The following is a 22519-nucleotide window of genomic DNA, read 5'->3' as shown; positions in this document are numbered from 1 at the left end:
TCCGGTTATACCATGACGCCCTGCAACAGCCGGGGCAGCTGCCCGGTTTCGCCGCGCGCTTCGGCCATGAAGCGGTTCTTCAGCGGCGGGATATGGTTGATCGCGGTGATGCCCAGCCGCCGGACCGCGCTGGCGGTCTTGCCGGGCACACTGAAGATGCGGTTGAAGCTGTCGGTCGCCACCGAGACCATCAGCGTGTCGAGCCCGCGCCACTGCTGATAACGCTGAAGCAAAGCCGCATCGCCCAGGTCCATGCCGGTGCGCTTGCCCTCGACCAGCACCTCGACCAGCGCGGCGACGTCCCGGTAGCCCAGATTGACGCCCTGGCCCGCAATCGGGTGGATGCCATGCGCCGAGTCGCCGACCAGGACCAGCCGCTCGCCCGTCATCGTCGCGGCGCGGTGGAAGCCCAGCGGATAGGCGGAGCGCGGGGCGGCGTGGGACAGCGGACCCAGGAACCCGCCCATGCTCTTCTCCGCCTCGGCCAGGAAGGCGCGGTCGGACAGTTTCAGCATCGCATCGCCGTCGCGCCCCGACACCGACCACACGATCGCCGAGCGATGCCCGATCTCGTCGTCTGGCAGGGGCAGCAGCGCGAAGGGGCCGCTGGGGTAGAAGATTTCGAACGCGATATTCTCGTGCGGGACCTCGTGGTGGAAGGCGCTGATGATCGCCTTGTGGTCATAGGACCAGCGCGCGACCTTGATCCCGGCCGCGTCGCGCGTCGGCGACTGGCGGCCTTCGGCGGCGACCAGCAGCGGCGCGCGGACGGTGGTGCCGTCGCTCAAGGTGGCGGTGACGCCCGCCGGGCCGCGTTCGACATGCGTCGCGCGGGTCAGCATCCGCAGGTCGACCAGCTCGGCTTCGTTGGCGGCCTCGTTGATCGCGCGGCGCAGCAGCTTGTTCTCGAACATCGTGCCCAGCGCGCCGTCATCGGCGTCAGGGATGAAATCGAGCTTGCCCGGCTCCAGCCCGTCGCTGACCCGGATGTGCCGAATCTCGCAGCCCTTGCCCGCCAGCTTCGCGCCGATGCCGATTGCATCCAGCATCCGCCAGCTCGCCGAGGCGACGGCCGACGCCCGCCCGTCGAAACCGGGGGCCAGCACGACTGCCGGGTCGGCGGGGTCGACGATGATCGAGGAAAGGCCATGCGCGGCCAGCCCGACGCCCAAAGTCGCGCCGACCAGGCCGCCGCCGAGGATGATGACGTCGCTATCCATGGGAACGCTCCTAGACCTTCGCGCGGCTGCAAACAATGCGCTGGCAAGCCTGCGCCTTGACGTAGGAACCGCCAGAGGCGATGATTTTTCCCGGATTTTCGGACATTCCTGAAGGACAAGACCCATGGCCAGCCGCGCGCAGCCGGTTTTATGGCGCGAGACGGTGAAGGCGGGGGCGGTGCGCAGCGGTGCGCTGGTCGCCGCGCTCATCCTGTTTGCCGTGACGCTGATGCTGGTACTGGCGCTCGCCAGCTACCGGGCGAGCGACCCCGCGCTCAACACCGCCTCGGGCGCGGCCCCGGCCAACTGGATGGGCCATCCCGGCGCCTGGATCGCCGACATCGCGCTGACCCTGTTCGGTCCCGCCGTCGCGCTGATCCTCCCCGTAGGGCCGATCATCGCGACCCGGCTGTGGCGGGATCGCCCGGCAGGCCGCTGCGTGAAGATGCTGCGCCAGGCGGTGCTCGGCGTCGTGCTGATGGCCTGCGCCTTGTCCTTCGTCTCCGATTCGGCGGTGCTGGCGCTGCCCGCCGGATGGGGCGGCGTGATCGGGCTGTCGGTGGCGGGCCTCGTCCGCTGGGCGCTGGAATTTTCGGGCCAGGCGGCGGTGGTGACCTGGGGATCGGTGGTGATCGGGCTGGCCTTCGGGCTGGGCGGCGCGCTGATCTGGGGCCGCAGCTTGGAACTCGACATTGCCGAGCGGGGCCTGGCGCGTCTGCGGCGGCGCCGGGCGGTGAGCGAGGACGGCGAGGCGCTGCCCTGGGACGATGAGGACGAGGCGCTCTACGACGAAGACGAGGATGACGAGGAGCCGCTGACGCTGGCCCGCAAGGCGGTGCCGGTGCGCGAGGATCGCCCCGCCCCCGTCATCGCCGACCGGCAGGTCGCGCCCGCACCCGCCAAGCCCAAGACGGCGGCCGACCGCGACGCGCCCTATCAGCTACCCGGCCTGGACCTGCTGACGCCCGCGCCGCCCTCGCCCGCCGGACAGATCGACAAGGCGGCGCTGGAGCGCAATGCCCGGCTGCTCGAGAATGTGCTCGACGATTTCCGCGTCCAGGGTTCGATCGTCGAGGTTCGCCCCGGCCCGGTCGTCACCATGTATGAGTTGGAGCCTGCGCCCGGCATCAAGGCCAACCGCGTCATCGCGCTGGCCGACGATATCGCGCGCAACATGTCGGCGATCTCGGCGCGCGTCGCGGTGATTCCGGGGCGCAACGTCATCGGCATCGAACTGCCCAATGCCAAGCGCGAGATGGTGTCGCTGCACGAGCTGGTCGCGTCGCAGAGCTTCGCCGACCAGGCCGCTCAGCTGCCGATCATCCTGGGCAAGAATATCGCGGGCGACTCGGTGGTCGCCGACCTGGCGCCCATGCCGCATCTGCTGGTCGCGGGTACGACGGGTTCGGGCAAGTCGGTCGGCCTGAACGGCATGATCCTGTCGCTGCTCTACCGCCTGACGCCCGAGCAGTGCCGGATGATCATGATCGACCCCAAGATGCTGGAGTTGTCGATGTATGACGACATTCCGCATCTGCTGTCGCCGGTCGTCACCGATCCGGCCAAGGCGGTCCGCGCGCTGAAATGGGCGGTCGAGACGATGGAGGACCGCTATCGTCAGATGTCCTCGGTCGGCGTGCGCAGCCTTGCCAGCTTCAACGACAAGGTCCGCGCGGCCAAGGCCAAGGGCCAGCCGCTCGGCCGGAAGGTGCAGACCGGCTATCACCCGGAGACCGGCCAGCCGGTCTATGAGGAGGAAAAGCTCGAATACGAGCCGCTGCCGCAGATCGTCGTGATCGTCGACGAGCTGGCCGACCTGATGATGACGGCGGGCAAGGAGGTGGAATTCCTGATCCAGCGCCTGGCGCAAAAGGCGCGCGCGGCGGGCATCCACCTCATCATGGCGACGCAGCGCCCCTCGGTCGACGTCATCACCGGCGTCATCAAGGCGAACCTGCCGACCCGCATCAGCTTCCACGTCACCTCGAAGATCGACAGCCGCACCATCCTGGGCGAACAGGGGGCCGAACAGCTGCTGGGCCGCGGCGACATGCTCTATATGCCCGGCGGCAAGGGCATCGTCCGCGTCCACGGTCCCTTCGTCTCGGACGACGAGGTGCACCGGGTTGCGGATCACTGGCGCGCACAGGGGCAGCCCGATTACATCTCCTCGGTCACCGAGGAACCGGCGGAGAGCTTCGCGCTCGACGGCGCTCCCACGGGCGAAGACACGGCCGAGGACCAGCAGTACCGCGCGGCGATCCAGCTGGTGTGCGAGAGCCAGAAGGCGTCGACCTCGTGGCTCCAGCGGCAGTTGCGGATCGGGTACAACTCGGCGGCGCGGCTGATCGAGCGGATGGAGACGGACGGCATCGTCGGCCGTCCCGACCATGTCGGGCGACGCGAGGTGCTGCGCGATACCGAAGGGCATCCGATTTAAGACGCTGGGCGACCGACCGGGGCGTGTGGACGGCGTTTGGGCTCTGGTCCCGCCCCCGACGTTCGGAATGCCTGTCTTCCCCTCTCGCCTCAATGGGGGAGAGAATTGCGCGGACAGGGGCTGTGGTTGGCAAAAGCCAGGTCTAAGCCGGGTGAGAGGGTGTTTGCCCTACGAACCGGTTCGCTCGCCCCCTGACTCAAGCGGCGCTCATCCTTGCCTCCGTTCGCAGGAGAGGGGAGCATCGAGCCAACGTGAGTCGATCTACCGTGGCGCTCAAGCGGTTGAGGGAAGTGTCTGCACCGACCGCCTGAACCAAGCCGCAAGACCATCAGCATATGGCGGAAATTTATCAGGGAAGCATAAGTCGCGTCATTGCACTGAGGCGGTCAGGTACAATGTTGATGCTGGGCCATCGCGTCGATGGTGTGTCGCACGTTCTCACTATCTTAGTGAAAACTGGAGCGGGCGAAGGGATTCGAACCCTCGACCCCAACCTTGGCAAGGTTGTGCTCTACCCCTGAGCTACGCCCGCTCTGGCGTTCCGAACCGGCTGACCGGCTGGGGTGAGGCGGGCTATTAGATGCGGGTTTCGAATCCGGCAAGCACTTTTTTCAGTTTTTTTACGGCTGGCGACTCCGGCATTAGAACATTACAAGAACATATATGGAGAAGCCTTTCGCCCTGATCGACCGTCTGCGCCGCGCCGCCGCTCTGGTGGCGCAAGGCGATGACGGTGGAATGGAGTCGGGGGGTGGCTTTGGAGTCCGGCTGGCCCGTGCGCAATTGCATGAAATCCATGCGCTTTCACCCGAAGAGGCGGCGAGCGGCGCGGGGCTGGCGCTCGGCTGTGCGCTGACGGTGGGGGCGCGGCCGGTCCTGTGGCTGCGCACCGAGGCGGCCGAGCGGCAGGGCGGGCGACTCCATGGGCCGGGGCTGGTCGCGATGGGACTCGACCCCGCCGATCTGGTCGTGGTGGTGGTCGCCGACGATGCCGCGCTGCTGCGCGCGGCGGCCGATGGCGCGCGCTGTCCGGGGCTGGGCACGGTGATCGCGGAGGGCTGGGGCGCGATGCGCGGGCTGGACCTCACCGCGTCGCGACGGCTGATGCTGGCGGCCGAAGCCTCGGGCGTGCTGATGCTGGTGCTGCGCGTCGGCGGCCAGGTCGTGCCCAGCGCCGCGGCGACCCGATGGTCGGTGGCGTCGGCGCCGTCGCGGGCACTGGCGGCCGACGCGCCGGGGGCACCGGCCTATGATCTGGAATTGCTGCGCCGAAGGGGAGGGCCTGCGGGCGCCCGGTGGCGCGTGGAGTGGAACCGTGACACGCAAAGCTTCGACCCCGCGCCGCTATCTGGCGCTCGCCTTCCCCTGGTTGCCGATCGAGCGGTTGCGAGCCCGGCGCCCGCACCTGTTCGTGGCGCGGGATGAGGCACCGATCGCCTTTGCCGAATCGGTGGGCGGCGCGATTCGCCTGGCCGCGCTCAACGGACAGGCGCTGGCGGCGGGGCTGTCGGTCGGGCTGACGCTGGCCGATGCGCGCGCGCGGGTGCCCGAGGTCGAGATATTTCCGCATGATCCCGCCGCCGATGCCGACTGGCTGGAGCGGCTGGCCGAGGGGGCGCGGCGCTACAGCCCGGCGGTGGCGCTCGATCCGCCGCAGGGGCTGGTGCTCGACAGCGCAGGGGCGGATCATCTGTTCGGCGGCGAGCGGGGCCTCGCCGAGGATATCGAGACGCGGATGGCCAGACGCGGGATCACCGTCCGGCTGGCGTACGGCGACACCCCCGAGGCGGCGCGGGCGCTGGCGCGTCATGCGGGCGCTCCGGCCCCGGACGAGATGGGGGCGATCCGCCGCCTGCCCGTCGCCGCGCTGGAACTGGACGAGGATGCGAGCGCGGCGCTGATCGCGGCGGGGCTGAAGTCGGTCGGCGATGTGCTGGCGCGGCCGATGGCGACGATTGCGGCGCGCTTCGGGCGCGAGGCGGCGACGGCGCTCAGGCGGCTGACCGGCGAAGAGGAGAGCCCGCTGACCCCGCGCGTCGTCGCCGCCCCGATCGGGGTGGAGCGGCGCTTCGCCGAGCCGGTGGCGCGCACCGAGCATATGCTGGGCGTGCTGGAGGAACTGGCGGCGCAAGCGGCGCGGGCACTGGAGGAGCGGCATGAGGGCGGGCGGCGCTGGAACGCGCGGCTGTTCCGCTCCGATGGCGAGGTACAGGCCTTGCGGGTCGAGACGGGGCAGCCGACCCGCGACCCCGCCGTCCTGCTGCGGCTGTTCCGCGAGCGGATCGAGGCGCTGGCCGATCCGCTCGATCCCGGTTTCGGATACGACCTGATCCGGCTGGACGTGGGGCTGGCCGAGAAGCTGGACGCGGTGCAATTGCGGCTGGAGGGGGGCGAGGCCAAGTCGGAGGCGGTGGCCGCACTGATCGATCGGCTGGGCACGCGGCTGGGGCGGGAGCGGGTGCGGCGCATCCATCCGCGCGACAGCCATATGCCCGAACAGGCCGAACTACTCCTCCCCGCGACCGAGCCGGCGCCCAAGGCCGAATGGGCCCGGCCGGAGGCGGGTGAGCCGCCCTTGCGCCCGATTCATCTGTTCGACCCGCCCCAGCCGATCGAATCGCTCGCGGCGGAAACCCCGGATGGTCCTCCGGCGCGGTTTCGCTGGCGGCGGAAGATGCATGACGTGGCACGCGCCGAAGGGCCGGAGCGGATCGCAGGCGAATGGTGGCGCCGCGCCGACATGGCCCCGCCGACTCGCGACTATTACCGGGTCGAGGATGTGCGTGGGCGGCGCTTCTGGATATTCCGCCACGGCCTGTACAGCGAGACCGAGCGGCCGCGCTGGTATGTGCACGGGCTGTTCGCGTGAAAGCGGGTGCTGAAATTCCTTTCCTGCAAGGGGTGGTGGCAGGGCATAGCCCTGATGGAGGTGTGCCACCGCCGGAGAAGATGGTCGCCATCGCAACCGGCAACACCCCTCCACCATGCTACGCATGGTCCCCCTCCCCCCATGGGGGAGGAAAAGGGTAATGCCCGACTTCGCCGAACTGGTCGCGGCGACCCATTACTCGTTCCTCGACGGGGCGAGTTCGGCAGAGGCGATGGTCCAGCAGGCGATCCTGTTGAGGCTGGACGGAATTGGCATTGCAGATCGCAACACGGTGGCGGGTGTCGTGCGCGCGCACCGGGCGCTCCGGGAAATCCGCGAGAAACTGGGTGAGCAGATGCCCCCCTTCGACCTGGTCGTCGGCGCGCGCCTCGTCTTTGCCGATGGGACACCCGACATCGTGGCCTATCCGGTCGATCGGGCGGCTTGGGGGCGGCTGACCCGGTTGCTGACGACGGGTAACAAGCGCGCGAGGAAGGGCGGCTGTATCCTGGGGCTGGGCGACCTGATCCGCCATGCCGAGGGATTGTTGCTGATCGCCCTCCCCTCATCATCCGCGCGGCCTTGCGAGCCCATGGAGGACGCCATGCTGCCCCCCCAGCGCGCCGATCCGGGGTTGGCGGCGACGCTGGACCGATTGATGGCGGTGGCGCCGGGGCGGGTCTGGCTGGGTGTGACCATGCCGCGATCGGGGGCGGATCGGCGGCGGCTGGTGACGTGGGCTGCACTGGCCGAGGCGAGGGGTGTGCCCTTGCTCGCCACCACCGATGCGCTGTTTGCAACGCCCGAAGACCGACCGGTACAGGATATACTGACCTGTATCCGCGAGGGGCTGACTATCCGAACCGGCGGGCGGCGGCTGGCGGCCAATGCCGAGCGGCACCTGAAGCCTGCGCCCGAGATGATGCGGCTGTTCGCCGACCGTCCCGACGCGGTGGCGCAGAGCGTGGCGATCCTGGAGCGCATCGCCTTCCGGCTGGACCAGCTATCCTATCACTATCCGAACGAGCCGGTACCCAAGGGATGGGACGCGCAGGACTGGCTCGAGGCGCTGGTATGGACGGGAGCGGAGGCGAAATTTCCGGAGGGCGTGCCGCCCAAGCTGCAAACGTCGCTGACAGACGAGCTCAAGCTCATTCGTAAGCGGCAATATGCGCATTATTTCCTGACCGTGCATGACGTGGTGCGACATGCGCGCAGCCTGACGCCACCCATATTGTGCCAGGGGCGGGGATCGGCGGCCAATTCGGCGGTCTGCTGGATATTGGGGGTCACCTCGGTCGATCCGACCAAGCATGACCTGCTCTTTTCGCGCTTCGTATCTGCCGAGCGGGGCGAGCCGCCCGATATCGACATCGATTTCGAGCATGAACGGCGCGAGGAGGTGATCCAGTATATCTATGACCGCTATGGCCGCCACCGCGCCGCCATCGCCGCGACCGTCATCCATTATCGCCCGCGCAGCACGGTGCGCGAGGTCGGCCGTGCGCTGGGCTTAAGCGAGGACGTGACGCAGCGGCTGACCAGCACTGTCTGGGGCAGCTTTTCCAAGCAGTTCGAGGAAAAGCGCTTCCACGAAACCGGCTTCTCGCCGGACAATCCCGAGATTGCGCGGCTGCGCACCTTGGTCGATCGGCTGCTGGGCGCACCGCGCCATTTGTCGCAGCATGTCGGCGGCTTCGTGCTGACGCAGGGACGGCTCGACGAGACGGTACCGATCCACAACGGCGCGATGGAGGGGCGGACCTTCATCGAGTGGGACAAGGACGATATCGACGAGCTGAAGATCATGAAGGTCGATATCCTCGCGCTCGGCATGCTGACCTGCATCCGCAAGGCGTTCGACCTGATGGAAGCGAACGGACTGCCGCGCCCGACCCTCGACGATCTGGCGCAGGACGAGGACGAGCGGGTCTATGAGATGCTGCAAAAGGGGGACAGCATCGGCGTGTTTCAGGTGGAGAGCCGCGCGCAGATCAACATGCTGCCCCGGCTCAAGCCCGAGCGATTCTATGATCTGGTCGTGCAGGTGGCGATCGTCCGGCCCGGACCGATCGAGGGTGATATGGTCCATCCCTATCTGCGGCGGCGGTCGAAAAAGGAAGTCGTGACCTATCCCTCGCCCCATCCCGACCATGGCCCGGCGAACGAATTGGAAGAGCTGCTCGGCAAGACCTATGGGGTGCCACTGTTCCAGGAACAGGCGATGAAGCTGGCCATTACCGCCGCCAAGTTCACTCCCGACGAGGCCAACCAGCTCCGCCGCGCCATGGCGACGTTCCGCAAGGTCGGAGGGATGGACAATTTCCAGCAGAAGATGGTCGGCGGCATGGTCCGACGCGGCTACGAACCCGACTTCGCCGAGCGCTGCTTCAAGCAGATCGAGGGGTTCGGTTCCTATGGCTTTCCCGAAAGCCATGCGCTGTCCTTCGCGCGGCTGGTCTATGTCTCAGCCTGGCTGAAACGCCATCAGCCCGCGATCTTCACCTGCGCATTGCTCAATGCACAGCCCATGGGGTTCTATGCGCCCGCCCAGCTGGTCCGCGACGCACGCGAAAACGGCAAGGTCGAGGTGCGGCCGGTCGATGTGAATTTCAGCGGCTGGGACAATCGGCTGGAGCGGCGGGAGGACGGGGCCTTCGCCCTGCGGCTGGGCTTTCGGCAGATCGACGCCTTTCGTGAGGTCTGGGGCAAAGGGATTGCGGATCACGCCCCCTATGAAACCATCGAGTCGGTCGCGATCCGCGCGCAACTTCCGCGCCGCGCGCTCGATCTGCTGGCGCAGGCCGACGCCTATCGCTCCTTGGGCAGCGGGCGACGCGAGGGGCAGTGGGAGGCGCGGCGGATGAAGTCGGCGCAACTGCCGCTGTTCGCCGCGATGGAGGCCCCCGAAATGGCCGCCGAACCCGATGTTAAGCTGCCGCCCATGCCGCTCTCCGAACAGGTCAGCGCCGATTACCGGGCGACGCGGCTGTCGCTGAAGGGCCATCCCATGGCGTTCCTGCGCCGCGAGCTGGCAAGCGAAGGCATCCTGTCCGCCGCCGATCTCAACCATCTGGCCGATGGGCGGCGGGCCAAGGTGGCGGGGGTGGTGCTGGTCCGCCAGCGGCCGGGCAAGGGCAATGCGATCTTCGTCACGATCGAGGACGAGACGGGCATCGTCAACGCGCTGATCTGGGCGCGTGACTTCGAGGCGAACCGGCGCGCGGTCATGGCGTCACGGCTAATGCTGCTCCACGGCGTCGTCCAGCGCAGCGAGGAGGGCGTCGTCCATCTGATGACGGCGGGCGTCGAGGACCGCAGCGCGATGCTGACCCGGCTGGAGGACGTGCCCGCCGCCGCCACGCGCTCGCACGATCCGCGTGGCGCCCCGGCGCAACGCGGTGTCCACCCGCGCGATGTGCGCCTGCTGCCGCGCTCGCGGGATTTTCATTAGGGGCATCCACCCGAAGCGTGCCGATTTATACGATCGACCCTGTCCCCAAGGGCTTGTGCGCACCCCCCGCCATGCCATATTTTACCGTCATGGCCGAGATCAGCGACACTTTCACCCATCCTCTGGGAATGGCCGGCGATGGACCGGGGCACGGCCCCGACCATGGCGACGATGAGGGCACCGGCCTGGGCGTCGCGACGCGCACCCGTACGCGCACCAAGCAGCCGACGCCGTATCGCGTCCTGATGCTGAACGACGATTACACGCCGATGGAATTCGTCGTGCTGTGCCTCCAGCGCTTTTTCCGTATGAGCATGGACGATGCGACCCGCGTGATGCTGCACGTCCATCAGCGCGGCGTGGGGGTATGCGGGGTGTTCTCCTATGAAGTCGCCGAGACCAAGGTGGCGCAGGTGATCGACTTCGCCCGCGCCAACCAGCACCCACTGCAATGCACGCTGGAAAAGGCGTAATCGGCCCACCTTCTTCGCCTGGATAGGACTGGGCCGAGACGAAAACCCAGGTCCAACCGACATTCCTTCTATTCCTCCCCTGGCAGGGGAGGAATGAGGCGGCCCGGTCTGCTCCTAGCGTGTGATTCCGCCCGCATTGGGCAGCGTCGCTTCCTCCGCCGTCGGGGCCTTGCCGAACAGCGCGCGGTCGGCCGGACCGAACGCCCAGCGCCACAGGATCAGCAGATAGGTCGCCGCGATCGCAGGCTCGCCGAACAGCAGCTCGGCCCATTCCAGTCGCTTGGGCAGCAGCGTGAACGCACCGCCCACGACGACCGCCGCCGCCGCCGCCCAGACCAGTGGCCAGCGGAAGGGCGACACCGGCGCCTTCAACATGCCCGACAGCACCCGCGCCTTGATGACCGAGGTCATGGTCACGCTCATCGCCAGCGCCACCGCAGGCCCCGCCGCCGCCCATGTCTCGGGCCAGCCGAGTTTGCGCATCCCGACGATCAGCGCGAAGCTAAGCGCGATCTGCACCCCGAGCATCGCGATCGAGATCATCAGGTTGCGGTGCCGCGCGGTATAGACCAGCGCCGATTCGCACACCGCGCCGGTCGAGGCCAGTACCTCGGCGAACAGCAGGAAGGCGAGTGCGGCGGTGCCCGACACGAATTGCGGGCCGACCACGCCCATCACGCCCTCGCCCGGAATCGATCCCATCAGCGCCAGGCAGCCTTGCGCCGCCATGATCCAGAACGCCACCTGCCGCACCTGCCGCGCGATCGCGCCCATATCGCCATTGGCCAGGCTCTGGGTGATGACCGGGCCCAGGATCGGGTCGAAACTGGTCTTCAGCTTCTGCGGCAGCGAGGCGACTTGCTGCGCCATATAATAGATGCCGACGACGCGCGGCTCGAACATCACGCCCAGAATGAAGCGGTCGACATTGCGCGTGCCCCATTCCAGCGCGTCGGCGCCCGCCAGCGGCGCATTGGCGCGGGCGAGCGCGAAGACACGCGCGAGGCGCGGGCTCCAGCCATGCGGCAGGCCATAACTGCGCAGGAACGGCACCAGGCTGGCGATCAGCGCCGCCGTCATCGACGCGACATAGGACAGGACGAGGCCGTCGCGGATGGTGAAGAAGGAAAACACCCAGGCCGCGATCGAGATGGTCCAAGGCTCGATTACCGCGCGCGCGGTGACGGTCGCCTTGACGTTGTGGCGATAGGCGAGCGCGGCGAGGCTGACGTCCGACCAGGCGATGGCGACGATGATGCACGGCAACCACCGGTCCAGCCCGGTGATCGCGCTGTTGGGATAGAGAAGCTCGGGAAAATTCCACAGCACCGCACTCGCCGCGACCGAGGCGAGGAAGGCCAGCGCCATCGCGTCCCAGACGATATGGACATGCGGCCGGTCGGTCGAGGACAGCGCCTGCGCCAGTCCGCGCTTCATGCCCAGCGTCGCGATCAGCGCCGCCAGCTCGACGACGACGACCGCGATGGCGAAGCGCCCGACCAGATCGGGACCGTAAATGCGCCCCGCGATGAACAGGAACGGGATGCGCGCCGCCAGCCGCAGGACGAATCCCGCGATATTGGTCCGCCCGCCCTTGGCGAGCGTTTCGATGTCCTGGGTCTGCGCCATCAGTGGACGCGAAGCCCCAAGGCCAGCCAATCGTCGGATATTCCTCCCCTGTAAGGGGAGGTGGCAGGCCGCAGGCCTGACGGAGGGGTGTAACCGGTCGCGAGGATCGTTGCCGTAGCGGACGGCCATGCCCCTCCACGATGGCTATCGCCACGGTCCCCCTCCCCAAGTAGAACCTGGGGAGGAATGAGGTTGAGGGGACGGGGGCGGCCGATCAATGCGCCGCGCCCCAGCTCTTGCCGAAGCCGATCTCGACGCCTAGCGGCACCGACAACGACACCGCCGGTTCGGCCGCACCCGCCATGACTTCGCGGATCACCGCACCCGCCGCTTCCGTATCCGCCTCGGGCGCCTCGAACACCAGTTCGTCATGTACCTGCAGCAGCATCCGCACATGCCCCAGCCCCGCGGCGGCGAGGGCGGGTTCCATGCGGACCATGGCGCGCTTGATGATGTCGGCGCTGGTGCCCTGGATCGGCGCGTTGATCGCGGCGCGCTCGGCCCCCTGGCGCTCGCCCTGGTTGCGCGAGGCGATGCGCGGGAAATGCGTCTTGCGGCCGAACAGCGTCTCGGTAAATCCCTTCTCGCGCACGCTCGACAGCGTCTCGGCGATATAGCGGTTGATGCCGGGGAACCGTTCGAAATAGCGGTCGATCATCGCCTGCGCCTCGTCCGCCGACACGTCTAGGCGACCGGCCAGCCCCCAGCGAGAAATGCCGTAGAGGATGGCGAAGTTGATCGTCTTGGCCCGCCCGCGCGTGTCGCGATTGACCTCGCCGAACAGCTCCATCGCGGTCAGGCTGTGGATGTCGTCGCCATTGGCGAACGCATCGCGCAAAGCGGGCACATCGGCCATATGCGCGGCGAGCCGCAGCTCGATCTGCGAATAGTCGGCGGCGATCAGGACATGGCCGTCCTCGGCGATGAACGCCTCGCGCAGCTGCCGTCCGACCTCGGTGCGGATCGGGATGTTCTGAAGGTTCGGCTCGGTCGAGGACAGGCGGCCGGTCTGTGCGCCGGTCAGGCTGTAGCTGGTGTGGACGCGGCCGGTCTTCGGGTTGATCTGCGCCTGAAGCGCGTCGGTATAGGTGCTCTTCAGCTTGGACAGCTGGCGCCATTCCAGGATCTTGCGCACGATCTCCGCCGCGTCGCCGCCGTCGCGGGCCAGCCGTTCGAGTTCGGTCACGTCGGTCGAATAGACGCCCGACTTGCCCTTGCGCCCGCCCTTCAGGCCCAGCTTGTCGAACAGGATTTCGCCCAGCTGCTTGGGGCTGCCGATGGTGAAGGGGGTGCCCGCCAGGCCATGGATCTCGCCCTCTAGCGCGGTGATCTGGCCCGCGAACTCGGTCGAGAGTTGCGACAGGCGGTCGCGATCGACCTTGATCCCGCGCCGCTCCATGCCTGCGATGACGGGGACGAGCGGGCGGTCGACCATCTCGTAGACGCGCGTCGCCTGCTCCATGGGCAGCCGCGCCTTGAACCGCTTCCACAGCCGCAGCGTGACGTCGGCATCCTCGGCGGCGTAGCGGGTGGCGAGTTTGAGATCGACCTCGTGAAAGCCGAGCTGCTTCTTGCCGGTGCCGACCACCTCCTTGAAGGCGAGGCAGGTGTGCGACAAATGCGTCGCGGCCAGCTCGTCCATGCCGTGGCCGTGCAGCCCGGCGTCGAGGTCGAAGCTCAGCACGATGGTATCGTCATGCGGCGCGACGGCAATGCCGCGCTCGCCCAGCACGATCATGTCGAATTTCAGGTTCTGGCCGATCTTCAGGACGGACGGGTCCTCGCACAGTGCCTTGAGCCGCTCCAGCGCCGCCGCGACGGAAATCTGCACCGGCACTTCGGCCAGCAGATCGGTTCCGCCATGTCCCAACGGGATATAACACGCCTTGTTGGGCGCCAGGCACAGGCTGACCCCGACCAGTTCGGCCTGGGTCGCGTCGGTCGAGCTGGTCTCGGTATCGATCGCGACGAAACCCTGATGACGCGCGTCGGCCACCCACTGGTCGAGCGTCGCCAGGTCCTGCACCGTGGTATAGCCGTCGAGATTGCACGGCTCGTCATCGTCCATCGGCGCGGCGGGTGCGGCCTCTCCGGCGGCGGGGGCGGGCGCGGCGTCGTCGGTGATCTGGCCCATCTTGGCGATCAGCGAGCGGAAACCGTGATGCTCAAGGAACGCGCGCAAGGGCGCATCCGGGATGGTCGGATGCAGCGCCAGTTCCTCCAGCGGCTGCGGCAGCGGCGCGTTGCACTCCAGCGTGACCAGCCGCTTCGACAGCCGGGCATTCTCGGCATGTTCGATCAGGTTGTCGCGCAGCTTGCCCTTCTTCATCTCGGGCGCGGCGGCGAGCACGGATTCGAGGTCGCCGTGCTCGACGATCAGCTTGGAGGCGGTTTTCGGGCCGACACCCGGCACGCCCGGCACGTTATCGACGCTGTCGCCCATCAGCGCGAGCACATCGCCCAGCTGCTTCGGCCCGACGCCGAATTTCTCCTGAACGTACGCCTCGCCCAGCCGCCGGTTGTTCATCGTGTCGAGCATGTCGAGGCTGCCATCCTCGACCAGCTGCATCAGGTCCTTGTCGCCCGAGACGATCGTGACCTGCCACCCCTGCGCCATCGCGGCGCGGGCATAGCAGGCGATCAGGTCGTCCGCCTCTAGCCCCATCTCCTCGATGCAGGGCAGCGAGAAGGCGCGGGTGGCGTCGCGGATCATCGGGAACTGGGGCACCAGATCGGGCGGGGGCGGGGGCCGGTGCGCCTTATACTGGTCGTACATGTCGTTGCGGAAGGTCTTGGACGACTTGTCGAGGACCACCGCCATATGGGTCGGCCCATCGGCAGCGTTGATCTCGTCCACCAGCTTCCACAACATGGTAGTATAGCCGTACACCGCCCCCACCGGCTCGCCATGCTTGTTCGTCAGCGGCGGCAGGCGGTGATAGGCGCGGAAGATATAGCCGGAGCCGTCGACGAGATAGAGATGGGGCATATCGCTGCGGTTTAGCGGATGCGGGGGAGGGTAAACAGCCCCTGATGTTAGCGGTTTTTCAGGGCTGTGGCGGATGGGCCACGCTGGATCAGCACGAGTCGTTGACGCGCCAAGGTTTGGCCTTTGATGGGATCTGAAAAGGAGCGAGTGGCTGGAATTGGTAGATTAGCTGCCCTTGGACGCAGCGATCAGAACGCCAGCCGTTTTCGTTAGGAACCGCACGTCTCGTTCGTTGATAGCACCGCAGATGAAGGTAGCGGCCTCCTGTGTATCTGTAGGCGCCCCCCGAACTTGGCGTATCAACTCCGCCCGGGATGCATCGGAGTTAAGTATCCTCATCATAATAATGGCCGCCCAGCGGCTTGAGGCGACCACCATGCCAGAAAGGGCGGCAAGAAAGTGGCTGATATAGATTGCGTCATCGAACTGCTCGACGGCATGAACCAGTGACCAAAGACCTTCATCTTCCGTGCCATCGTTCAACATGAGCAGAAGAGGCGCTATTGTTATTGGATCGCGGGTAGAGGCGATCGGCTCAAGAGCAGCATCAATGTCGCGGGCTGTCGCGTCCTGCGCGATCACTGACCGTAGCTGCGCTAGATCGTCCTCAATCACGCTTCACGATGGCCCGTCAGCGGAACGACCGCAGGTGGGCGAACTTGGTTGTCAGTAACCATCAATTCGCTACCGCGACCGGCCCTCTCGGCGGTCCCGCCGCATTGGCCACCGCCGCCGCGACGTTCTGGATCAGCTGTTGGCGCTTGCGGATATCCTCGGTCGTGTCGCCGATCATCACCGCGATGGCAAAGCGGCGGCCGTCGGGGGCGGTCAGCAGGCCGACATCGTTGAAGCCCGCATTGCGGCGGCCCAGATCCTGGCCGGTGCCGGTCTTGTGCGCGATGGTCCACCCCGACGGCACGGCGGCGCGCAGGCGGGCATGGCCGGTGCGCGAGGCCTCCATCGTGTCGATCAGGATGCGGGTCGAGGTCTCCGACAGCAACTCGCCGCGCGCCAGCCGGGCCAGTGCATCGGCGATGGCGATCGGCGCGGCGCCATCGGGCGGATCGCTGACATAGGCGTCGAGCGCGGCCTTGCGCGCCGCCGGATCGAGCCGGTTGCGCGCCGCCTGGAACGCGCCTGCCGTCGCGAAGGCGGGTTGCCAAGTCAGTCCGGCGGTCTTGGCCTGGAGCAGCCGCTCGCCGGGACCGAAGCGAATATCGCCCAGCCGCTTGGCGGCGATCATCGCGCGGACCGCCTGCGGCCCGCCGACATAGGTCAACAGCCGGTCGTTCGCGGTATTGTCGCTCATCGTCAGCGCGCGGTTCAGCAACTCGCCCACCGTGGTGTGATAGCCATCGCCCTTGACCAGCATCGCGATCGGCTGGTGGAAGAGGGTCAGGTCCTCGCGCCGCACGACGATCGGTTCGTCCAGGCGGGCACGGCCCCGGTCGCGTAAGTCGAGCAGGGTGATCGCGACCCACAGCTTGGAAACGGATTGCTGGGGCAGGCGCTGGCGACCGCCGACCTCGACCGTCCAGCCGTCATCGACCGCGCGCACCGCAATGCCCTTCTTGCCCGCGAACGACGCGGAGAGACGGTTGATCGTCGACACCAGCGCGGCGGGCGCGGCGGGGGCACGGCTGGGACGGGGCGGGGGGAGCGGCATCGATACCGAAATCTGCGGATGGGCAACATTGGGGGCATGCGAGGTCGCGCCGGGGCGTGAATCGGCTCCACAGCCTGCCAGCCCCAGGAGGAGAAACCCGGCAGGCCATGAACGCAGCCCGCCGTTCGATACTCGCTTCGTCACCGCTGTACCCCGCTACACACCGGTATCCTTACGGGTTGACCCAGTGGGGGAAATCCCCGCGCACAGGGCTTGCGACGAAAGGCCGCAAGGGCACGATAAGATGCGAAACTTCCTCGTTCCTCCCCTGGAAGGGGAGGTGGCGCGCATAGCGCGTCGAAGGGGGGGCCCGTTCTCGATAGGGTTACACCCCTCCGTCAGGCTGCGCCTGCCACCTCCCCTTCCAGGGGAGGAATGGGGGGTCAGGGAATCAGGATCGTGTCGACGGCCTCGGGCAGGGTCTCGGGGTAATCCAGCGTATAGTGCAGCCCCCGGCTCTCCTTGCGATGGAGGGCACAGCGAACGATCAGTTCCGCCGTCTGGAGCAGGTTGCGCAGTTCGATCAGGTCGGGCGTGACGCGGAAATGGCCGTAATAGTCGTTCACCTCGTCGGTCAGCATGCGGATGCGGTGCTGCGCGCGCTCCAGCCGCTTGGTGGTGCGGACGATGCCGACATAATTCCACATGAAGCGGCGGATTTCGGTCCAGTTCTGCTTGATGACCACCTCTTCGTCCGAATCGGTGACGCGGCTTTCGTCCCAGGGGCGGATGGCGGGCGGCGGGGGCAGCTCGTCCCAATGCGCCGCGATATGGTTGGCGCACGCCTCGCCATAGACGAAGCATTCGAGCAGCGAGTTGGACGCCAGCCGGTTCGCGCCGTGCAGGCCGGACTGGGTGACTTCGCCCGCCGCATAGAGACCGGGCAGGTCGGTGCGCCCGTCGCGGTCCACGATCACGCCGCCACAGGTGTAATGCTGGGCGGGGACGACCGGGATCGGCTGCACGGTCATGTCGATGCCGAGCGAGAGCAGCTTTTCGTGGATGTTGGGAAAATGCTCGCGCACGAAGGCGGGCGGCTGGTGGCTGATGTCGAGATGGACGTAATCCAGGCCCAGCCGCTTGATCTCATGGTCGATCGCGCGCGCCACAATGTCGCGCGGCGCCAGTTCGGCGCGCGGGTCGAGATCGGGCATGAAGCGGTGGCCGGTCTCGGGGATCTTCAGGTGCCCGCCTTCGCCGCGAACCGCCTCGGTAATCAGGAAATTCTTGACCTGGGTGTTGTAGAGGCAGGTCGGGTGGAACTGCATGAACTCCATGTTGGAGACGCGCGCGCCCGCCCGCCACGCCATGGCGATGCCGTCGCCGGTCGCGCCCTTGGGCGCGGTCGAGAATTGATAGGTGCGCCCCGCCCCTCCCGTCGCCAGGATCGTCGCGCGCGCCTTGTGCACGACGACGCGCCCCGTCCGCCGATCGACGGCATAGATGCCCCAGACATGCCCCGCGCCCGAATAGCGCATCTCATGGCGGCTGGTCGCCAGGTCGATCGCCACCTGATCGGGGACCATGGTGATGTTGGGATGCGCGTCCGCCGCCTTCAGCAGCGCGTCGAGCACCGCCCAGCCGGTCGCGTCGGCGACATGCACGATGCGGCGATGCGAATGGCCACCCTCGCGCGTCAAATGGAGCACATTGCCCTCGGTCGCGAAGGGGACGCCGAGCTTCTGCAACCGCTCGATCGCGGCGGGGGCGTTCTCGACGACGAACTCGACGGTGGCGCGGTCGTTCAGCCCGGCGCCCGCGACCATCGTGTCCTCGATATGGCTGTCGAACGTATCGCCGGGTTCCAGCACGGCGGCGATGCCGCCTTGTGCCCAGGCGGTCGAGCCTTCGTTCAGCTTGCCCTTGGCCAGCACCGTGACCTTGAACCGGTCGGCCAGGTTCAGCGCGGCGGTCAGCCCGGCCGCGCCCGATCCGACGATCAGGATATCGGATTCGGTCATGCGCGGACTCCTTGTGGCGCGGATCGGGGTTGCATGACGGTCCTGTGGCACGGACGGCGGGCGGGGGACAGAGGGTAAGCGGCTTGCGGGGCGCAGCGGGGCTTCCCACCTTTCTTCCATGACGTTGGCCCGGCCCGATTGGCGCGACCGTCTGCGCGCAGGCATCCCCACGGCGCTGATCGTGGGGGGCATGGGCTATGCGCTGGTCGTCGGGCTGGGCTTCGCGCCGACCCTGCCGGTCCCCAGTGCGGCGCTGGACAGTTTCGACGTGCGTCCGCCAGCACCCCCACCTCCGCCGCGCATCCAGCCCAAGCGGGTCCAGACCCACCGCCCGCGCGGAGCCGCCGCACCGCCCAATCTCCGGTCTCAGGCGACGCAAGTCGTCGCGCCGCCGCCGGTCGTCGTGCTGCCGCCCGTCTCGCCAGTGGTCGCCGCGCCGGTCGCGGGCACCGGCTCGCAGGCTACCCAAGGCGCGTCGGACAAGCCTGGTCCCGGCACGGGGGCTGGCGGAGTCGGCAACGGCACGGGCAGCGGCGGGGCGGGCGACGGCGACGGTTATGGCGACGACACTCCGCCGCGCCGGATCAAGGGACGGATCAAGGACTCCGACTATCCGCGCGAAGCCGCCGAGGCGGGCGTCAGCGGCAGCGTGACGGTGCGCTATTTCGTCAATGTCGACGGCCGGGTCAGCGGCTGCGTTGTGACCAAGAGCAGCGGCAACCGCGCGCTGGATGAGACGACGTGCAGCCTGATCGAGAAACGCTATCGCTACGACCCGTCGCGCGATGCGGACGGGCGGCCGGTCCGCTCGATCATCATCGTCAGCCAGGACTGGGTCCTGGAGCGCGAGCCGCCGGAGGGGCGGTGAGTCCTCCCCGGAACGGGGAGGGGGACCGCCGCGAAGCGGTGGTGGAGGGGGTGTGCCGCAAGGGGTATCCTGTGTGGAAGCCCCCCTCCGTCAGCGCTTCGCCCTGCCACCTCCCCGTGCCGGGGAGGAATAATCACGCCGCGACGGGGAAGCGCAGCATCCGGTCGCGCACCGGCACCAGCGCCTCGGCGGGGCGGCCGACCGCCTGGCGCAGCGCGGGGTGGTCCACGTCCAGCCCGCCGGTGAGCGCGCCGAAGGCGGGCAGGATCAGCTTGTTCGCCGTTCCCACGAAGCATCGCCGCGCGACCAGCTTGCCGCGCACTCGTAGCCGCAGTTTGGGGTGGAAATGCCCCGACAGTTCGGGGCGCGTCTCCGCCGGATCGGCCTCGTGGCGCAGGATAAGGCCTTCGACCAGTGCCTCCTCCGTGACCGCGCCGCCGCAGCGGTCGCGCAGCACCGGATCGTGGTTGCCGGTGATCCAGGTCCAGTCGGTCGCCCCGGTCAGCGCCAAGAGCATCGCGCGGGCGTCGGGCAACAGCCGGTCGCAGCCGTCCGCGTCATGAAAGCTGTCGCCCAGGCACCATACCTCCCGCGCGCCGGTCCGCGCCACGATCGCGGTCAGCTCGGTGAGCGTCGCCAGCGAATCATAGGGGGGCAGCATCTGTCCACCGCCCGCATACCAGCTCGCTTTCTCCAGATGCAGATCGGCGACCAGCAACGCCCCCCGCGCGGGCCAGTAGAGCGCGCCATCGGCCAGCGCCTGGAATGCATGACCGCCGAACGAAAAGGGAACCATTTCCGGTCCATGCGCTTGACGCCTGGCAATATCAAGCGTTTGCAAACGGTCGCCGAAAGCCCTTGCGTCGGGCGCGCATAAGCGTAAAGCGCGCCGTCCTTTTGGCACAGGGGGTTCCGGCGGGCATGACGGGGACGGCAACCGACATGAGGGGCGAGATTACGGGCCATCCGGCTCCATCGACCGAAACGGCCGACGTGGGCGTGCATCGCCACCCCGCGCTGGCGGCACTGACCGTCGGCGCGATCGGCGTGGTGTTCGGCGATATCGGTACCAGCCCGCTCTACGCCTTTCGCGAGGCGCTGGCGCAATCGGCGGGCGACGGCATCGACCCCAGCGAGATTCTGGGCGTGCTCAGCCTCGCGCTCTGGTCGCTGATCCTGGTCGTGACGATCAAATATGTCGTCTTCCTGATGCGCGCCGACAATCAGGGCGAGGGCGGAGTGCTGGCGCTCGCCGCGCTGGCCCGCCGGGCGGCGGGGGCGCGTTCGCGCATCGCGCTGGTGCTGGGCGCGGCGGGGGCGTCGCTCTTCTATGGCGATGCGATCATCACCCCCGCTCTGTCGGTGCTGTCGGCGATGGAGGGGTTGCGGACCATCCCCTCCGCCACGTCGTTCTTCGACGAAAGCGTCATCCGGATGTGCACGATCGTCATCCTGGTCGCGCTGTTCTTCATCCAGTCGCGTGGCACGGCGCAGGTGTCGAAGCTGTTCGGTCCGATCTGTATCCTCTGGTTCCTCGTCATCGGGGGGCTGGGCATCTGGCATATTGCCGACGAACCCTCGATCGCGCGGGTCGTGTGGCCGGGATATGGCGTCGGCTTCCTCGCCAGCCACGGCGTCGTCGGGCTGTTCGTGCTGGGCGCGGTGTTCCTGACCGTCACGGGGGCCGAGGCGCTGACCGCCGATATGGGGCATTTCGGGCGTTTGCCGATCCGCATTGGCTGGTTTTCGCTGGTCCTGCCCGCGCTGGCGCTCAACTATCTGGGGCAGGGGGCCTTTGCGCTGTCCGCGCTCGAACAGGCGGCGGCGAGCGGCCAGCCCTTCACCAATCAGGACTGGTTCTTCCTGATGGCGCCCGAACCGCTTCGCCCGGCGCTGATCGTGCTGGCGGGGCTGGCGACGGTCATCGCGGCGCAGGCGGTCATCACCGGTGCCTTCTCGCTGACCCAGCAGGCGATCCAGCTCGGTTTCCTGCCCCGGCTGCGGGTGCGCCAGACCTCGGCCGATTTCCAAGGGCAGATCTATCTGCCCGCGATCAACTGGTTGTTGCTGTTCGGGGTGCTGGTGCTGGTCATCCAGTTCAAGACATCCTCGGCCATGGCCGCCGCCTATGGCATCGCGGTGACGGGGACGATGGTGGTGACGACCTGCCTCGCCTATCTGGTCGTGCGGCACCGCTGGGGCTGGTCGCGGGCCTTGGCGGCGGCGGCGATCCTGCCCTTCCTGACGCTCGATCTCGTCTTCTTTGGCGCCAATATCCTGCGCGTGATCGAGGGGGGCTGGGTGCCGCTGCTGGTCGGGGCGGGCGTCGGCCTTATCATCTATACCTGGGTGCGCGGGCGCGGGATCGTGTCGGCCTTCGAGAAGCGGCAGGCCATCCCGCTCGCCGATCTGGCCGCCGCGCTCGCCAAGCGTCCGCCCGAGCGGGTGCCGGGGACGGCGGTGTTCCTGACCGCCAATCCGGCCTCGGCACCAGGCGCGCTGCTCCACAATCTGAAGCACAACAAGATCCTGCACGCGCAGAATCTGGTGATGACGATCCGCACCGCCGACCGGCCCTACGTGTCCCAGGAGCGCCGCGCGCATGTCGAGCGGCTGGACGACAATTTCGCCACCGTCACGCTGACCTATGGCTTCATGGAGTCGCCGGACGTGCCGCGCGACCTGCCGCGCGATCTGGGTGTCGAGAGCAAGCCCGCCGGGCTGGACCCGATGAAGACCAGCTATTTCATCGGCCGCAACACCCTGAAGCCCGAGGCGGAGAAGGGTATGCCGCTCTGGCAGGACCGGCTGTTCATGTTCCTGCAGCGCAATGCCAGCGACCCGACCGAGTTCCTGCGGATTCCGCCGGGCAAGGTGCTGGAGCTGGGCGAGCAGGTGACGGTGTAAGCTCCTCCCCGGTACGGGGAGGTGGCAGGCCGAAGGCCTGACG

14 protein-coding genes and 1 tRNA gene are annotated in these 22519 nt (G+C 67.8%); 7 read left to right on the top strand and 8 right to left on the bottom strand.

Annotated features, from left to right (window positions below):
- Positions 1-5: 5 nt before the first annotated feature.
- Positions 6-1220, bottom strand: a complete 1215-nt coding sequence (locus tag KV697_RS12185) for a UbiH/UbiF/VisC/COQ6 family ubiquinone biosynthesis hydroxylase (protein ID WP_219018418.1) — start codon at positions 1218-1220, stop codon at positions 6-8.
- Between the two features lie 124 nt (positions 1221-1344).
- Here KV697_RS12185 and KV697_RS12180 point away from each other — a divergent pair, with 124 nt between their 5' ends.
- Positions 1345-3660 (top strand): DNA translocase FtsK, encoded by a 2316-nt coding sequence (locus KV697_RS12180; RefSeq protein ID WP_219018417.1) that lies wholly within the window; start codon positions 1345-1347, stop codon positions 3658-3660.
- A gap of 457 nt (positions 3661-4117) precedes the next feature.
- On the opposite strand, the gene KV697_RS12175 is transcribed toward KV697_RS12180, so the two are convergent.
- A tRNA-Gly gene (locus KV697_RS12175) sits at positions 4118-4192 on the bottom strand.
- Between the two features lie 131 nt (positions 4193-4323).
- Here KV697_RS12175 and KV697_RS12170 point away from each other — a divergent pair.
- The 4 genes from KV697_RS12170 to clpS all read left to right on the top strand — a co-directional run bounded on the left by KV697_RS12170 (position 4324) and on the right by clpS (position 10456).
- Complete coding sequence (locus KV697_RS12170) at positions 4324-5085, top strand: ImuA family protein (protein ID WP_219018416.1); 762 nt, start codon at positions 4324-4326, stop codon at positions 5083-5085.
- Positions 4976-6529: a Y-family DNA polymerase gene (locus KV697_RS12165; RefSeq protein ID WP_257575305.1), complete on the top strand. Its 1554-nt coding sequence runs from the start codon at positions 4976-4978 to the stop codon at positions 6527-6529. Before KV697_RS12170 ends, KV697_RS12165 begins: the two co-directional genes overlap by 110 nt.
- 160 nt (positions 6530-6689) lie before the next feature.
- Positions 6690-9983, top strand: a complete 3294-nt coding sequence (locus KV697_RS12160; protein ID WP_219018415.1) for an error-prone DNA polymerase — start codon at positions 6690-6692, stop codon at positions 9981-9983.
- A 128-nt stretch (positions 9984-10111) separates the two neighbouring features.
- On the top strand, positions 10112-10456 hold the full coding sequence (gene clpS / locus KV697_RS12155; RefSeq protein WP_219021377.1) for an ATP-dependent Clp protease adapter ClpS: 345 nt from the start codon (positions 10112-10114) through the stop codon (positions 10454-10456).
- Positions 10457-10570: 114 nt separating this feature from the next.
- Here clpS and KV697_RS12150 read toward each other — a convergent pair whose 3' ends face one another.
- The 5 genes from KV697_RS12150 to nadB all read right to left on the bottom strand — a co-directional run bounded on the left by KV697_RS12150 (position 10571) and on the right by nadB (position 18701).
- Positions 10571-12085, bottom strand: a complete 1515-nt coding sequence (locus KV697_RS12150) for a lipopolysaccharide biosynthesis protein (RefSeq protein ID WP_219018414.1) — start codon at positions 12083-12085, stop codon at positions 10571-10573.
- 214 nt (positions 12086-12299) lie between these two features.
- Entirely contained in the window at positions 12300-15074 is a 2775-nt protein-coding gene (gene polA / locus KV697_RS12145) for a DNA polymerase I (protein WP_219018413.1), read from the bottom strand.
- 165 nt (positions 15075-15239) lie between these two features.
- Entirely contained in the window at positions 15240-15656 is a 417-nt protein-coding gene (locus tag KV697_RS12140; protein ID WP_219018412.1) for an Imm30 family immunity protein, read from the bottom strand.
- A 94-nt stretch (positions 15657-15750) separates the two neighbouring features.
- On the bottom strand, positions 15751-16740 hold the full coding sequence (locus tag KV697_RS12135; protein ID WP_374011360.1) for a serine hydrolase: 990 nt from the start codon (positions 16738-16740) through the stop codon (positions 15751-15753).
- Positions 16741-17123: 383 nt separating this feature from the next.
- The gene (gene nadB, locus KV697_RS12130; protein ID WP_219018411.1) at positions 17124-18701 is read right to left on the bottom strand and encodes an L-aspartate oxidase; all 1578 of its coding nucleotides are present in this window, start codon (positions 18699-18701) and stop codon (positions 17124-17126) included.
- A gap of 118 nt (positions 18702-18819) precedes the next feature.
- On the opposite strand from nadB, the gene KV697_RS12125 reads away from it, so the two are divergent.
- The gene (locus KV697_RS12125; RefSeq protein ID WP_219018410.1) at positions 18820-19569 is read left to right on the top strand and encodes an energy transducer TonB; all 750 of its coding nucleotides are present in this window, start codon (positions 18820-18822) and stop codon (positions 19567-19569) included.
- Positions 19570-19702: 133 nt separating this feature from the next.
- Here the strand turns inward: KV697_RS12125 and pdeM are convergent, their stop codons facing one another.
- Positions 19703-20365, bottom strand: coding sequence for a ligase-associated DNA damage response endonuclease PdeM (gene pdeM, locus KV697_RS12120; RefSeq protein ID WP_219018409.1), 663 nt, complete (start codon positions 20363-20365; stop codon positions 19703-19705).
- 146 nt (positions 20366-20511) lie between these two features.
- Here pdeM and KV697_RS12115 point away from each other — a divergent pair, with 146 nt between their 5' ends.
- Positions 20512-22476: a potassium transporter Kup gene (locus KV697_RS12115; RefSeq protein ID WP_219021375.1), complete on the top strand. Its 1965-nt coding sequence runs from the start codon at positions 20512-20514 to the stop codon at positions 22474-22476.
- The last annotated feature ends 43 nt before the right edge of the window (positions 22477-22519 follow it).

This window comes from Sphingomonas sanguinis (assembly GCF_019297835.1).
GTDB classification, from domain to species: Bacteria; Pseudomonadota; Alphaproteobacteria; order Sphingomonadales; family Sphingomonadaceae; genus Sphingomonas; species Sphingomonas sanguinis_D.
This window is presented reverse-complemented; position numbering and strand designations above follow the sequence as displayed.

What these genes read in the sequence shown, in the direction of transcription:
- KV697_RS12185 (WP_219018418.1), bottom strand. Translation starts at nt 1,220, where the DNA reads ATGGATAGCGACGTCATCATCCTCGGCGGCGGCCTGGTCGGCGCGACT.
- KV697_RS12180 (WP_219018417.1), top strand. Translation starts at nt 1,345, where the DNA reads ATGGCCAGCCGCGCGCAGCCGGTTTTATGGCGCGAGACGGTGAAGGCG.
- KV697_RS12170 (WP_219018416.1), top strand. Translation starts at nt 4,324, where the DNA reads ATGGAGAAGCCTTTCGCCCTGATCGACCGTCTGCGCCGCGCCGCCGCT.
- KV697_RS12160 (WP_219018415.1), top strand. Translation starts at nt 6,690, where the DNA reads ATGCCCGACTTCGCCGAACTGGTCGCGGCGACCCATTACTCGTTCCTC.
- clpS (WP_219021377.1), top strand. Translation starts at nt 10,112, where the DNA reads ATGGCCGGCGATGGACCGGGGCACGGCCCCGACCATGGCGACGATGAG.
- KV697_RS12150 (WP_219018414.1), bottom strand. Translation starts at nt 12,085, where the DNA reads ATGGCGCAGACCCAGGACATCGAAACGCTCGCCAAGGGCGGGCGGACC.
- polA (WP_219018413.1), bottom strand. Translation starts at nt 15,074, where the DNA reads ATGCCCCATCTCTATCTCGTCGACGGCTCCGGCTATATCTTCCGCGCC.
- KV697_RS12135 (WP_374011360.1), bottom strand. Translation starts at nt 16,740, where the DNA reads ATGCCGCTCCCCCCGCCCCGTCCCAGCCGTGCCCCCGCCGCGCCCGCC.
- nadB (WP_219018411.1), bottom strand. Translation starts at nt 18,701, where the DNA reads ATGACCGAATCCGATATCCTGATCGTCGGATCGGGCGCGGCCGGGCTG.
- KV697_RS12125 (WP_219018410.1), top strand. Translation starts at nt 18,820, where the DNA reads ATGACGTTGGCCCGGCCCGATTGGCGCGACCGTCTGCGCGCAGGCATC.
- pdeM (WP_219018409.1), bottom strand. Translation starts at nt 20,365, where the DNA reads ATGGTTCCCTTTTCGTTCGGCGGTCATGCATTCCAGGCGCTGGCCGAT.
- KV697_RS12115 (WP_219021375.1), top strand. Translation starts at nt 20,512, where the DNA reads ATGAGGGGCGAGATTACGGGCCATCCGGCTCCATCGACCGAAACGGCC.